At 57.9% G+C, this 14440-nt stretch carries 14 protein-coding genes; 5 read left to right on the forward strand and 9 right to left on the reverse strand.

Annotation, left to right across the window (positions count from 1 at the left end):
• Positions 1 to 60 precede the first annotated feature (60 nt).
• Entirely contained in the window at positions 61 to 615 is a 555-nt protein-coding gene (locus tag ACZ5C3_RS27690; RefSeq protein ID WP_464034276.1) for an ActR/PrrA/RegA family redox response regulator transcription factor, read from the forward strand.
• 389 nt (positions 616 to 1004) lie between these two features.
• Positions 1005 to 1586, forward strand: coding sequence for a biliverdin-producing heme oxygenase (locus ACZ5C3_RS27695; RefSeq protein ID WP_464034277.1), 582 nt, complete (start codon positions 1005 to 1007; stop codon positions 1584 to 1586).
• A gap of 1 nt (position 1587) precedes the next feature.
• On the opposite strand, the gene ACZ5C3_RS27700 is transcribed toward ACZ5C3_RS27695, so the two are convergent.
• A complete protein-coding gene (locus ACZ5C3_RS27700) occupies positions 1588 to 2079 on the reverse strand; it encodes an MmcB family DNA repair protein (RefSeq protein WP_464034278.1) in 492 nt (163 codons plus the stop codon).
• Positions 2080 to 2575: 496 nt separating this feature from the next.
• Between ACZ5C3_RS27700 and ACZ5C3_RS27705 the strand changes: the two genes are divergently transcribed.
• Positions 2576 to 5011: an EAL domain-containing protein gene (locus tag ACZ5C3_RS27705; RefSeq protein ID WP_464044403.1), complete on the forward strand. Its 2436-nt coding sequence runs from the start codon at positions 2576 to 2578 to the stop codon at positions 5009 to 5011.
• A gap of 103 nt (positions 5012 to 5114) precedes the next feature.
• The gene (locus ACZ5C3_RS27710) at positions 5115 to 5786 is read left to right on the forward strand and encodes an MBL fold metallo-hydrolase (protein WP_464034280.1); all 672 of its coding nucleotides are present in this window, start codon (positions 5115 to 5117) and stop codon (positions 5784 to 5786) included.
• A 33-nt stretch (positions 5787 to 5819) separates the two neighbouring features.
• Here the strand turns inward: ACZ5C3_RS27710 and ACZ5C3_RS27715 are convergent, their stop codons facing one another.
• The 4 genes from ACZ5C3_RS27715 to ACZ5C3_RS27730 all read right to left on the reverse strand — a co-directional run bounded on the left by ACZ5C3_RS27715 (position 5820) and on the right by ACZ5C3_RS27730 (position 10088).
• A complete protein-coding gene (locus tag ACZ5C3_RS27715; RefSeq protein WP_464034281.1) occupies positions 5820 to 7754 on the reverse strand; it encodes a hybrid sensor histidine kinase/response regulator in 1935 nt (644 codons plus the stop codon).
• A 168-nt stretch (positions 7755 to 7922) separates the two neighbouring features.
• Entirely contained in the window at positions 7923 to 9089 is a 1167-nt protein-coding gene (locus ACZ5C3_RS27720) for a DUF3095 domain-containing protein (protein WP_464038454.1), read from the reverse strand.
• Between the two features lie 138 nt (positions 9090 to 9227).
• The gene (locus ACZ5C3_RS27725) at positions 9228 to 9539 is read right to left on the reverse strand and encodes a DUF3551 domain-containing protein (RefSeq protein ID WP_464034282.1); all 312 of its coding nucleotides are present in this window, start codon (positions 9537 to 9539) and stop codon (positions 9228 to 9230) included.
• A 114-nt stretch (positions 9540 to 9653) separates the two neighbouring features.
• Entirely contained in the window at positions 9654 to 10088 is a 435-nt protein-coding gene (locus ACZ5C3_RS27730) for a cupin domain-containing protein (RefSeq protein ID WP_464034283.1), read from the reverse strand.
• Positions 10089 to 10174: 86 nt separating this feature from the next.
• On the opposite strand from ACZ5C3_RS27730, the gene ACZ5C3_RS27735 reads away from it, so the two are divergent.
• Positions 10175 to 10579: a YccF domain-containing protein gene (locus ACZ5C3_RS27735; protein ID WP_464034284.1), complete on the forward strand. Its 405-nt coding sequence runs from the start codon at positions 10175 to 10177 to the stop codon at positions 10577 to 10579.
• 15 nt (positions 10580 to 10594) lie between these two features.
• On the opposite strand, the gene ACZ5C3_RS27740 is transcribed toward ACZ5C3_RS27735, so the two are convergent.
• From ACZ5C3_RS27740 to ACZ5C3_RS27755, 4 genes are all read right to left on the reverse strand, one after another.
• A complete protein-coding gene (locus ACZ5C3_RS27740; protein ID WP_464034285.1) occupies positions 10595 to 10981 on the reverse strand; it encodes a nitrile hydratase accessory protein in 387 nt (128 codons plus the stop codon).
• Positions 10981 to 11643, reverse strand: a complete 663-nt coding sequence (gene nthB / locus ACZ5C3_RS27745; RefSeq protein WP_464034286.1) for a nitrile hydratase subunit beta — start codon at positions 11641 to 11643, stop codon at positions 10981 to 10983. Before nthB ends, ACZ5C3_RS27740 begins: the two co-directional genes overlap by 1 nt.
• Positions 11640 to 12266, reverse strand: a complete 627-nt coding sequence (gene nthA / locus ACZ5C3_RS27750) for a nitrile hydratase subunit alpha (protein WP_464034287.1) — start codon at positions 12264 to 12266, stop codon at positions 11640 to 11642. The genes nthB and nthA overlap by 4 nt, the downstream gene beginning before the upstream one ends.
• Positions 12267 to 12352: 86 nt before the next feature.
• Positions 12353 to 14131 (reverse strand): B12-binding domain-containing radical SAM protein, encoded by a 1779-nt coding sequence (locus ACZ5C3_RS27755; protein WP_464034288.1) that lies wholly within the window; start codon positions 14129 to 14131, stop codon positions 12353 to 12355.
• Positions 14132 to 14440 lie beyond the last annotated feature (309 nt).

Raw genomic sequence — 14440 nt, forward strand, 5'->3', positions numbered from 1 at the left:
TACCCAATTGCCACGCCATATGATTCCAAGCATGATGGCCGTAACAGGAGGTTCCCAAACGTGACCGCAACCGCCGAATTAACTGAGATCGCAGACCGTTCTCTTCTTATCGTTGAGGACGACAAAGCATTTCTCGACCGGTTGGCGCGCGCGATGGAAACTCGCGGCTTCGCCGTAACCGCCTGCGACAATGTGTCTGAAGGCCTGAACCACATCACCAAATCGGCTCCGGCCTTTGCGGTCGTTGACCTCCGGCTCGGTGATGGCAATGGCCTTGACGTGGTCTCCGCACTCAAACGCCAGCGTCCGGACGCCCGTGCCATTGTGCTGACGGGATACGGCAACATTGCCACTGCAGTGACTGCGGTGAAAATGGGTGCAATCGACTATCTCTCGAAGCCGGCCGACGCCGATGACGTGGTTGCGGCCCTGCTTGCGAGCACGACGGATAAGAACCAGCTGCCGCAGAACCCGATGTCGGCCGATCGTGTTCGCTGGGAGCACATCCAGCGTATTTATGAGATGTGCAATCGCAACGTTTCCGAGACAGCCCGGAGGCTGAACATGCATCGCCGGACGTTGCAGCGCATCCTGGCCAAGCGCGCTCCCCGCTAAGCCTGATGGAACTCTTTTGATTGTAGCTGCGTTGACTGCGCAGACACAATCAGGGGGACGCGGCTGCGCTGCGGGCCATCATGCGAAAAGCTCGGCATATAGACATCTCCTCCCGTCTCGAGGCCACTAAACAATTCGGCCTGGTCGAAGACTTCCGGATCGAATGGCGGGAGAAATCTCTTTGCCCGCCGCGGGTCATCATTCGCGGCCGGTCGTCATTTCCTGAGCAGATAACAAGAAACTACGTGACCAGCCTGATCGGTCACCTCGTTCCAACGCGTGAAATCGTGATCACGCGGGATCACTGAGCGATGGGTGAAATCATCGCCGTTGATTTCGGTCATTTCAGTTCAAGTGCGCATTCGTTTTCTGAGCGAAGGCAGGGCGCCATGATGACCTCAATTATGACGACCTCAATCCGAGATATCGTCAGCGAAGCAACACAGACATCACATCAGCGGCTGGATCTCGCCCTCTCCTGGCTCGATCTCGGCAGACCGCGCAACTATGCGGGCTTCCTGCGCGGCCAGGCGGAAGCGCTATTTCCCATCGAGACGGCCCTCCAACGAGGAGGCATCGAGGCCCACATCCCTGACTGGCAACAGCGCGTGCGGACCGCGGCACTCGAACACGATCTTGCCGTGATGGACGTCGCCTGCGACCCGCTGCCCGTCCCCGAATTCAAAACCACCGCAGAAATGCTCGGCGCGCTCTATGTGCTGGAAGCCTCACGCATGGGTGCGCGGATTATCCTGGCGCGTCTGGCGCAGGACCCGGACTCGAGCGCGCTGGCCGCCACCGCTTACTTGCGGCACGGTTTCGGCAAGCGGCTCTGGCCGACGTTTCTCGCGGTGCTTGAAAACCATCCCTCGGCGCGCGCGGATACAGCGGGCGTCGTTGAGGGCGCGCAGGTCGCTTTTGGTATGTTCGAAAGCGCCCTGATTCCTATCGCTAACGTCGCCGCCGAATAGACTATTCGTCGATGTCGCCATGGCCTTGCGGGTCAACGAGCACGCTCATCCGTCGCGCCGCCAGCAATCCGAAGCTGACGATCATTGATTTTCGTGTCGCTGCCGGCAGCCGATGCTCCGGCGCATCGCAATGCAAATACGCTCCATAAGCATCAGCAACGATCAGCCCGGTATCAGGCGGGAAAATCTCGCAGGGCAGATCCTGTGTGAAGGCGAAAAACAGCCGATCACAATGCATCCGGTAGTCCTGCCATTTTTGATCCGCGCGCAGGTCTTCCAGTGATGACTTGATCTCCACGATCCAGATGTCGCCCCGCGCATTCATGGCCACCAGATCAGCGCGGCGGCCGGATGGCAGAGACAACTCGCCGACGCAGGAAAAGCCCAACGATCTCAAAAATCTGGACGTGCCGCGCGCAACTGCAAGCGCTGTCTCAGACTGACGGCGGTCTTGCGGCGGAACAATATTGATGAAGCCGACAGGTGAATTCATGGCCGAAGCAATCTAGCAGGCTACCGACCGGCTCTCAGCCCAAAACTTGTATTTACCCGCCATAATTCCGGCCAACAGCGCAAGGCCTTTAATGACAAGCTCACCGTTCTTGTCCAGAAACGTGACAACTTCATCGCCGAGGAAAAAGCGCAATACGTCTTCACGACCAAATCGCCCTTCGACAGCGTGGTCGAAAATACGCTGAAATCACACACCAAACGATAGTTAACGAATTCCAGCAGGTGACGACCAGCACTGACAAGCGCCAGCCCGCCACCGATCGCGCAAACTTTCACGAAGACATTTACGTGCTGTTCACACAGCTTCTCGCTGCACGTAGGGCGAGTGCTCAAAATTCGGTTCTTCTTAATCTGGTACCGTCACCCTGTCCGACGCGCCTCAGACCGGCAAATCGTCGTGCGGAAGCGCTTTTGTTTCGAACTGACGGGACCGGAATTTTCTAACACGATTTTCACCCGAGGCGGCGCGGCATCCGATGAGATTAAATCTGCTGTTTGGAAACGCACGACTGCTGCGCCTCGTTGCGCCTTTTATTATTATCGTGCTGTTGCAGGCATTCGTTGCCGGCATGAGCCTGAATGTCCTGTCTTCGGTGCGCTCCTATGTCGGGGGAGAGAGCCTCTGGTCCAAGGGACAAAAAGAAGCAATTCATTCGCTTTATCTTTACAGCGGCACCGGCAGGCAACAATTTTACGAGGGATATGAACGCGCAATTGCCATTCCTCTGGGTGATCGCGCGGCGCGCCTCGCACTCGAACAAACGCCTCCCGATATCGCGACAGCTCGTCAAGGTCTGTTGAAAGGCGGCAACAACGCCGACGACATCGACGGCATGATCTGGCTGTTTCGCTATTATCGCGATCTTCCCGCCTTCAAAAAAGCCATCAACCATTGGCGCGCCACGGATCTTTTGCTCACGGATCTGACCAATCTTGCCAATGCGATTGACACCGAAAATGCCAATGGACCGGCGGCTCCTGAAATCACCGATGAACACCGCGCCGAGCTCAATCGGCTCAATGCCCGCCTAGCACCGGAAGCGATGGCGTTCTCTGCAAGCCTGGGAGATGGTTCCCGCCAGATCAAGATCGTTCTGACGATTGTTAATCTGTTCACGGTCGGCCTGCTCATCCTCGTACAATATCTCTACGTGCGGCACTTCCTGGCGCAACGTCAGAAGGACGAAGACGCGCTGAAGGCTGAGAAAGAGCGTGTACAAATCACGCTGGCCTCGATCGGTGACGCAGTTATCAGCACAGATGCTCTTGGCTATGTGGAATACATGAATCCCGCGGCGGAGACCTTGGTGTCACGCCGGATGATCGATTCGAAAGGCCTGCCTCTCACTTCACTGTTTAAAATCGTCGACGAACAAACCGGCGAAACCAGCGAGTGTCCGATTGAACGGGCGCGCAATGGACACGGCGCGATTTCCAAGCCGCACATGCTGATGCGCAATGACGCTACATCCGTCGCGGTCTCGGTTGTCGGCGCACCGCTGCATGAGGACGGACAATTTGCCGGCGTAGTGCTGGTGCTCCGCGACATGACGAGCGAGCGGGAATACATCTCGCAACTCTCGTGGCAGGCTTCACATTGCAGCCTGACGAATCTGGCCAACCGGCGCGAATTTGAACATCGTCTCCGGCAGGCATTGCAGCACTTGGAGAACGAGGACGCGGAATCCCGCGCGCTGATGTTTATCGACCTCGACCAGTTCAAGATCATCAACGACACCTGCGGCCACGCCGCTGGCGACAAGCTGCTGTGCGAAATCTCGGACCTGTTGCGACGGCAAACAAGATCAGGAAATCTGCTCGCGCGGCTCGGCGGTGATGAGTTCGCCGTTTTGCTCGATCACACCCATATCGAGCAGGCAGCATTAAGTGCAGAACGGATTCGGCAATCAATCCAGGACCTCAACTTTGTCTGGAATGGACGCGCGTTTAATGTCACCGCGAGTATCGGCCTCGTCTACCTGCTACAGGGTCACGCCACGATGGATGAGACGGTGCGAACGGCCGATCTTGCCTGTTACATGGCGAAGGAAAAGGGCCGCAACCGCATTCAGATCCACAATCCCGGCGACACCGAACTGCAGCATCGCTTCGGCGAGATGGCTTGGGTTCAACACATTCGTGAAGCCCTTGAGGAACAGCGCTTCTGCCTCTACGCCCAGAAGATAGCGTCCCTGAATGGCAACGACCACGATGGCGCCCATCTCGAACTGCTGTTGCGGCTGCGCGACCGCGACGGGAAGCTGGTGCCCCCTGGAGATTTCATTCCCGCGGCGGAGCGCTATGGCCTGATGCCGCTGATCGACCGCTGGGTCGTTCGCCATGCATTCGAAATTCTGGCGACAAGGCTTCGCCGCGCATCATCGAATATCACGACATGCGCCATCAACCTGTCAGGCGCGACGTTCAACGATGACGGTTTCGTTGATTACGTTTTCGAGCAGCTTCATTTGCACGGCATCCCCCCGACGATGATCTGCTTCGAAATCACCGAGACCAGTGCGATTGCCGATCTCGATAACGCCAACCGTTTTATCAGTGTGCTGCAGAAGCTGGGCTGCCGCTTCTCGCTCGACGATTTCGGCAGCGGAATGTCGTCCTTTGGTTATCTCAAGAATCTCCCGGTTGACTATCTCAAGATCGACGGAGGATTCGTAAAGGACATGCTCGACGATCCGATCGACCGTGCCATGGTCGAGATGATTAGCCGGATCGGCAAAGTCATGGGCAAGCGGACCATCGCCGAATTTGTCGAGAATGACGAAATTCTCCAGGCGCTCCGCGACATCGGTGTTGATTATGCGCAAGGCTACGGCGTCGGGCGACCTGAACCATTCGATGCTCTCACTGGGATCGAACATGCATCCGACGCTATGCCTCGACGAGTGGCATGACACGGCAGTGACAAGGAACCCCTGACAGCTAACTGCAGTTGGTTTCAAGAAGATTTGGCGGAAAGCACTTGGCGCGGCCGAAAAAATCGGCAATGTGTCGGGCATGAACGACACATCCAATGACGCGAACGCCAAAGCCGGCGCGATCATCATCCCGGTCTCGCCATTCCAACAGAATTGCACGCTGCTGTGGTGCAACGTCACCCGCCGCGCTGTGGTCGTCGATCCTGGCGGAGACGTTCCGCAGATCCTCGCAGCGATCAAGCAAGCGGATGTGACGGTCGAGCAGATCTGGATCACGCATGGCCATATTGACCACGTCGGCGGCGCCGCGCAGTTGCGTGATGAATTGAAGGTGCCGATCGAGGGACCACATCTCGCCGACAAATACCTGCTCGATCATGTGGTAGAGAGCGGGGCCAATTACGGCATGGTCGGCGTGCGGAATTTCGCACCTGATCGCTGGCTCAGCGAAGGAGACCAGGTCAAGGTGGGCGAACTCACCTTCGACGTGTTTCATTGCCCCGGTCACTCTCCAGGAAGCGTCGTATTCTTCAATAAGGAGATGCGGTTCGCGCTGGTTGGCGACGTGCTGTTTAATGGTTCGGTCGGCCGAACCGATCTGCCGGGCGGCGATCATGCCACATTGATCAGCTCCATCACCAACAAGCTGCTGCCTCTGGGTGACGACGTCGGCTTCATCTGCGGACATGGACCTGGATCGAGCATCGGCCACGAGCGCCAGACCAATCCGTTCCTGAACGGAATGGCCTAAGGCCGCTCGCGTCAGGACGCGATCAACGACGAATCAGCTGCGCATGATGGCGCTGACGGCCTGCGACAGCTCCTGCTGGCGGAATGGCTTGGCGAGTTTGGGCAAGCCGATCTCCGAGCCCGGCGGCAATTCGGCATAGCCCGTTGCCAGGATAATCGGGAGACCTGGCCGTTCGTCCTTGATCGCTGTTGCGAGCTGCACGCCGGTCATCTGCGGCATCGCGTGATCGGTGATCACCAGATCGACAGCCTCTTCTCGCCGCAAAATATCGAGCGCCTGTTTGCCGGACGTCGCTTCGAATACCTTGTGCCCAAGTTCCTCGAGCATCATGGCCGTGTTCATCAACACGAGGCCATCATCATCGACGGCAAGCACCACCAATGGACGAACCACTTCGTCCCCTCCTTTTGCGGCGCTGGCGGCTTGGCTCTCCGCGCGCATTTCCTTCGCAATCGGAATCCACAGCTCCGCCACCGTGCCTTTCCCCTGCTCGCTTTTCAGCACAAAACGACCGTTGGTTTGCTCCATCATGCCATGCACCATAGACAGGCCAAGACCGGTGCCGCGGCCGATGCCCTTGGTGGTGAAAAAGGGCTCCATCGCACGCGTCAGCGTGGCTTTATCCATGCCTTCACCAGTGTCCGTCACCGACAGGCAGACGTAGCGCCCCGCTTGCAACCCGCTTGACGAGCCAGCCATTACCTTTTCTTCGCGAGCACCAATTGTGATGGTTCCTCCATCCGGCATGGCATCACGCGCATTGACGGCAAGATTGAGCAGCGCCATCTCGAGTTGATTTGGATCGGCAAGAACGACCCCGATCTTGAGTGGAAAACGTGTTTCAACAGAGACCGACGGCCCAAGCGAGCGCTGCAGGAGATCCATCATGTCGCGTACAAGACCGGTTACGTCGACCGGCGAAAATTCCAAATCCTGACGCCGCGCAAATGCGAGCATCCGCTGTGTCAACGCCGTGCCACGCTCCGCAGCCTGCTTTGCGTTACCGATCAAGCTCTCAATCTTGGGATCGTCGGGCAGCCGCTTGCCGACGAGTTCGAGACTGCCAAGAATGACCATCAGCAGATTGTTGAAGTCGTGCGCGATACCCCCCGTCAGTTGCCCAATCGCTTCCATCTTCTGCGACTGAAACAACGCCTCACGCGTTTGCTCGAGGGCTTTTTGTGCTTCGCGACGTTCAGTAATATCGCGCGTGATCTTGGCAAAGCCAATGATCTGACCGCGGTCATCGCGAATCGGATCGATGACCACGTTGGCCCAGAACTGGGTGCCATCCTTGCGGACACGCCAGCTCTCCCTTTCGTAGCGCCCCTCACGCACTGCGGTTTCCAGCGCATATTGAGGTTCGCCCTTCAGCCTGTCCTTCTCGGTGTAGAAACGCGAAAAGTGCTGGCCAATGATTTCCTCAGGGCGATAGCCCTTAATCCTCTGCGCACCAGGATTCCAGTTGGTGATGCGACCGTGAGGATCGAGCATGTAGATCGCGTAATCGGTGACGCCTTGCACAAGGAGGCGAAATTGCTCTTCGCTTTGCCGCAGCAGCTCCTCTGCGGCTTTGCGCTCCGTGAGATCCCGCGTGATCTTTGCAAATCCAACAAGGCGCCCCGATGGTGCGCGGATCGGATCGATAACCACATGCGCCCAGAACCGGGTGCCATCCTTCCGTATCCGCCAACCTTCATTTTCGAATTTGCCTTCGCGTGCTGCTGTCGCCAGCGCCCGCGCAGGCAGCCCGGCCTTCCGGTCCTCTTCAGAATAAAAGCGAGAAAAATGGCTGCCGAGGATCTCGGACGCCATGTAGCCCTTGAACCGTTGCGCTCCCGGATTCCAACTCGTCACGATGCCGTCCGCATCGAGCATATAGATGGCATAGTCCGTGACAGCATCAATCAGGAGGCGATATCGATCGCCATCGGTCAACGTCGTCTCGAAACGGTCGACCGTTTTCATCAAGCTCCCGCTATCAGCCATTCGTATGCCCACATGTTCAACGGGGTGAAACACAAAACACGCGGGAAAGTTCCAGACGCCTTATGCGACTAAAGTCCTAGTGCCCCGAATCCAAAGCTCGCTGGATGGACTTGCAGGAAAAATGAAGCGGACTTCCGAACCACCACACTAATTCAACATCGCCTTCAAGGCTGTGGCCGCCGATGCATAACCACCACGGGCTCCATCAATGAAATGGAAGTGGTCTGGCCGGATCACGGAGAGCGTAAAGCAGGTCATCATGGCAGCGTCCTGCCGGTGCAAACCGTAGCGAATCGTTCCATTTGAGGCTGCGGCGACTAGACGCTCCTCGATGGCGTCGGCGAGCCCTGCGCTACAATCGAGGACCATACGCAGACCATCGTCGTACTTCCTGAAATCGGAATTCTCGACGAGCTGCTTCAAATAAACCTGCGGGACAAATCCTCCGATCGAAATTCCATAGCGAAACAGGACATACGAGAACAACGAGACCGTATGAACGCGGAGGCGGCGCAAAAAGAGCGGTTTGCCGCGCCGTGCACGTGCCTCATACTCCGTACCCGAAGTAGGCCAACGCATTGGTGGCCCGCTTGACGGCACCGGGCGTCCTGCACCCGGGCTCCTTTCCACCAGTGTAATCACATCCTCGATCAAACGGCGGAATGCGGCGCTATTGGCATCACTCGCCGGCACGATCAACAACGATAGGATCAAGCCGCGCTCGGTTGGAATTTCGGCGAACCGGCACGACAGACCGGTGAGATCTGGATGCGCTCCGGCGGGCGCCATCTCCACGGTATATTCACCGCGCTTCATGCTGGCTTCCGCCCAGGCGAGACCACCACCAGAAAACATAGCGTAGGATACGTTCGGCGATGGCGCATAGCGCGCAACACGAACGTCCAGCCCTTGCGCGCGGATCGCTTCGATGGGCACCAGTGCGACCCGCATGATCAGATCGAGATCTTCCTTCACCCAGGTCGCCGTCGCTGCAAGCGCCGCGCGCGTCGCTGCTGCATCTTGCGGCGCTACAGCGAAGCTTGCGCCATCGCCGCCGAACGCGAATGGAAAATCGCGGTTCTCGAGTGCATTGGTGACAGACGCAATCACGGAAGCGCCTGCCATATTCACCGCCTTGTAGCGATTGTTCGCAATCGCTTTGGTGGATTGCACAATGTCAGCAACGCCAATCAGCCAGCCATCAGGCACCCGCTGGTACAATGATGGCTCCATCAACCGGCTGAACCCATGAAATACCGGCAGGCGGGCGTAAAAATCATCTGCCTGTGCCACCGGGCGACCACCGACATGCATGTTTTCGGACGAACGCTTCACACCGCCATGCCTCACGGATCAAATCACACTCAGTCAAAATGAAAAACGCTCCGATCCTGATTCGACCAAGACCGGAGCGCCATGCTTCATCAGCATTCGTATCTATTCACCAATTGCTCAATTCGGAACATGGCGACGGGTCTTACGGTGGCGAGGCGGAGGAACAGGAGCCGGCTCCTGCTCGCTATAATACGCGTACCAGGGATTACGGCTGCACGTTCCGCCCACGCCACTCGACGTCGCGATGCATTGCTCAAATGAATAGAATCTGCAGTCTCTGCCTGGGCCAAGGCGGCTGAAGTTCTCCCAGCAATAGGGACCTTCCGGGTAAGCCTGTGCAGAGGTTGATGCGCCGGCCACAATAGCCAGAGCCGCAACAGCGGCGGAGGCCCACAGGGCAACAGAGGCTGGGCGTTTAGTGTTCTTCATTCAGTATCTCCTGCTTGTCCCAGTCTCCGTGGGCTCATTTCATATAGCGCTACGGGGCGATTTCGCCAACGAAGGGGCGCATTTTCTCACCCTGCAAACCGTCCCGAAGCAATCTCATTCGGCCGGCTTTACATTCCGCGCCATGAACGTTTCCGGTGATCCATCTTGCGGGTCAACAAAAACGATATCGGTTGGTTCGCGGCGCGGCGTATCGACCGACAGGAAAACCACAGGCTGCTCGAATAACTCGGGCATGGCATGAACGGTCCCGCGCTCGAAAAACAACAATTGTCCCGGACGAAACTCCGCCTTCGTGGCCGGATCCTTCATCCAGAAGGTGCCCCGACCAGAGACAACATAAAGATATTCATCACAAGTCACGTGATAGTGCGGCGGCGTTGGCCGGTAGACCCGAAAGACCCGCGCGCTCGCCTGCTCCCGATTGGTAAGGTATTTGTCGACCAGCAGGGTCGTCGCGGTGTCCGGCAGCGACTTCGCGATGGCTTCGATATCGAATATTCCGGTTGAAGCTTGAATCTCATCGCGCATCGCTATTTCCTCACAAACGTCGGGCATCCGTAATGTGACGGGGTTATAGTGCCCGCGAGGCCCAAGGACCAGCGATTGGACGCACGATGTCGCCTTTATCTCTTCTTCTCAATATTGCATGGATTCTCTTTGGCGGCCTTTGGATGGCTGCCGGCTGGGTGCTCGCGGCTGTGATCATGGCGATCACCATCATCGGACTGCCTTGGGCCCGCGCGGCGTTCAACATCGCAGCCTACACACTGCTTCCCTTTGGCCAGAAGGCTGTCTCGCGCGACACATTGACCAATCGTTCCGACATCGGCACAGGGCTGCTTGGCTTCCTGGGCAATCTGATCTGGCTGGTGTTCGCAGGCTGGTGGCTGGCACTCGGCCACCTGATCACCGCCGTCCTGCTGGCGATCACAATCGTCGGCATTCCTTTCGCATGGGCGCATTTGAAGCTCGCCGGCATAGCGCTCTGGCCGATTGGCAAAGCGATCGTGCCTGCGTAAAGGCATTCAACCTAATCAAGCTGAACGGAAATCTTCCGGCGCAAGCTCAATCGGGTGACCGTGCGGTGTGCGATCCGCCGCATGGTCCCAGGCATCACGATAGCGATGCAGAGCATCCTCGGTCGCAACATGTTTCGAAGAGACGAGCTTCTCGAGGGCAGCTAGCCAGTGGCGATAATACGTCTCGCCCGTATCGGCATCCCCCTTGGCCTGCGCCTGCTTGATCTCACGCGCCAGTGCGTCAGCCCACTCCGGCCACGTGAACACGCCGCGTCCGTGCAACGCCACGGCCATCGCGAAAGCCCGCGCTTCCCACGGCTCCCGAAACACCGGACCGTCTTCGTCACGCGGAATTCCGGGTAGCGCGGCAGTCGCCTGCGCCGCTGCGTTCTGGTCAACCATTATTCGGCAGGCTCCAGATACGACTCCCACGCATCAACCGAAACGGCCGTATTCGCATCGGCGCGCTCGCCCCACAGCTCCCAGCCCGTAAAACGAACCGTGTAGAGCCACTGCGGAGCTTCGCCCGCACCACGCGCGTTGCTGTCCGGAAACACGTGACATCCATGAACGCGATCCACGATGCCGACATGCCCGCGCACATAGCGCGGCAATCGCGTGTGCCCCTTGGGATGAAGGTTCTTCGCGCGTACGCGATCACCAATGGCGAACATGGCTTGCAACGCAGCGTCGCGTTCAGTCGGCCCGCCCCGCCGCAACATCGCGGCGACGTCGTCCCGCGCGAGCACAGCGACGCCAGCCTTTGGCGAGACAAGCACGCGCCCTTCATCGATTTCAGAAATCGATACCAGCCCACGTTCTTCCATCAGACGCTCGAGGCCTGCGAGCCAGATCTGGTAATAGCTCTTACTCAAATAATCGGCGGGCGAGCGATCCTCACGCGCAAACCGCGACATGTCGATATTCCAGCCACCGGGCTTTGCCATGGCAAGCGTCAGCGCCAGCACGCGGCGCTCCCAGTCGCTATGAAACACCGGCTCATTCGGTTCAGGCACCACCGGGCCGAAACCATCGACGCCGCCCATGTCATGCGCGCCGTTCATCGCATCTGCTCCGGCGATTTCGGAAAGCCGGTCCCAATCATGCTGTCACGCGTGACGAGATCGGCGAGCGCTTCCTCGCTCCACCCTTCGGTCCCGGCAGGGCGTTGCGGCACCACCAGATAGCGGATTTCAGCCGTGGAATCCCATACGCGGATTTCGGTTTCAGCGGGAAGTGTAAGACCAAAATCGCGCAACACACCACGCGGGTCGATCACTGCGCGCGATCGATACGGCGCGGATTTGTACCAGACCGGCGGAAGCCCAAGCACAGGCCACGGGTAACAAGAGCACAGCGTGCAGACGACCATGTTGTGCTGGCGATCGGTATTCTCGACCGCCACGATGTGTTCGCCCTGCCGTCCCGCGTAATCGAATTCAGCAATGGCGGATGTCGCGTCTGCCAGAAGCCGCGCATGGTAAGCCGGATCGGCCCAGGCTTTTGCGATCACACGAGCACCATTACGCGGACCGACTTTTGTTTCATAAGTCTCGATCAGGACATCAAGTGCCGCCGGATCGACATAGCCCTTCTCGGTCAGAACCGTCTCCAACGCGCGGACACGCAGCTCCGTCTCCGACAGCTCGGAATGGTCATGATCGTGATGATGATCGTGGTCAGACATGGGAGAAAGATACGCCCCTCGACGAGAAAATGTCGAGGGTTACCGCCAGCAACCCAAATCTCCGAAAATGCAGGGCCGCCAGAATCTCAACTGGCCTTCTGGGCCCCAACGGTCAATTCGCGCACGTGCCTCTCGTGGTGCACTGCGTTTCGGGCGGCATCATTCTGATTGAACAGCTCCAGCGAATCCAGATCTTCCTCGATTGCCGGCGTCAACGCTTGATCCATGTAGGACTTCTTCAGAGGATCAGCCTTGATGCTTTTTGCCAGGCCATAGAGATGCCGCGCCGCTCCCGCAACGCGCACGAGCTTGCGTGCCGTATCCGCAAGGTATTTTGGATAAAACGCCCAGACCGGCTCGATCTCAAATGTCGGTCGGCGATCACGACGGAATTTTAACCGGAAGATGCCGCCTTGCAGCGGGTGCACGTTCTCAACCGCAGTGAATTGCGAGAAGTGCAGAAGCGTCCCTGCCAATGAACTCAGATTGATGCCCGTCGCCCCTGCACGACGCAAAATGCGCTCGAGGTGCTTCGGCGTGTAGTAAGTCTCCCAGGCCTCGCGATAGATATCTTCCCATTCCTTCGGCGTCATTTTGGCGTGCGCCGTCACGACATGTTCGGTGTCGTATTTGTTCATATCGGGATCCATCGCGACACCTTGGCGGTGCAGCACCTGGTGATCCTCTGAGCCCGGCAACGGCGTCAGGCAAAAGAATTCCATCATATCGATCGGCAGCTCGCGCTGGACGATCGAGATGTCGCGCCTGATCGACTCAGGCGTGTCATTCGGAAATCCGAGGATGTACCCCGCATAAGTCACAGCGCCGACGTTCTTCCAGGCGAGCAGCAGCTTGCGATATTCGGTAATCTTGTTTTGCCGCTTCTTGGCTGCGATGAGCGTATCGGGATTAACGCTTTCCATTCCGATGAAGACGCGGCTGACGCCTGCCTTCGCACACTTCTCGACAAAATTTGGGATCTTGTGACACAGCGTGTCGACCTGGATCATCAGACTTACTTTGATCCCCTCATCGACACGCAGCTTGATAATACGATCGAGGATGATCTCCCAATCCTTGTTGCGGGCGAGGTTGTCATCGGTGATGAAGAAGCGATGGATACCTTCTTCCCAATTCTGTCTAATGATGTGTTCGATATCGTCGGGCGAACGGCGTCGCGATTTCCGTCCCTGCACATTGATGATCGTGCAGAACGAACATTGGTAGGGACAACCGCGACCCGCATCGAAGGTCGAATAGTTACCCACCGTGCGGCTGACGTGCTTGCGGAGCAACATGGGCACGGGCGCGGCCTGAATTGACGGCAGGTCATTGAGGTAGTTGTAGACAGGCTGAAGTGTTCCCGTTGCGGCATCGCGCAGCAGAGCGTCGAGCTGCTCCTCCGCTTCGCCCGCAAACAAGCTGATCCCTAAGTCCACAGCCTCCTGGATATCCGGCTGCATGCCTTTCAGCATCGACAGACAACCGGAAACATGAAAGCCGCCGATCACCACATTGACGCCGGCGGCCCGCAACGGGCGGGCAATGTCCATCGCGCGGGGAAACTGGTTTGATTGCACGCCAACGAGGCCGACCAGACCGAAGCCGCCATGACGCTTGAGCTGAGCGATGATCTTCTTGGGCTGGATCCGCGTGTTGGTCTCGTCAATCGGCGTCACATCGATGGCGACGTCGGCGCCAAGCACTTGGCGTTCAGCGGCGTCGATCGAGAGGCCATAGAGTGCAGCCAGCGAATTCGACGGCATGACCGAGCGAAACCACTGAATCACATAACCGTCGTCGTCGTAATGAGATGGCTTGATCAGGATGAGCTGAAAACGCCGCTGCGGTGGAATAGTTGGCATAATTCTCACCTTGTCATGACGGCTTCGACCATCCTCGCGGTAATCCTTTGATTGTCAACGCAATCCTTTGTGACGAAAAAGAGGCGCGGTTGCGAATATGGGTGATTTATCTGGCGGTTACAGCGTAACAGCGAGCATCGGCGCTCCGGGACGTTCTGTTTCGAGCGCATTTCGCAATCTGGCTGTCACAAATGGGCCGGGGCAGCGCGTTGTCTCGTCATGGCAAGGGGTGCACATGCTGAGCGCGGACGGGATTGGCCGTTGTCCTTGGTCTGAGTCGCAAGGACTGAATACGGGCAGGCAAAGGCG

Source organism: Afipia dichlorophenoxyacetatis (assembly GCF_055386385.1).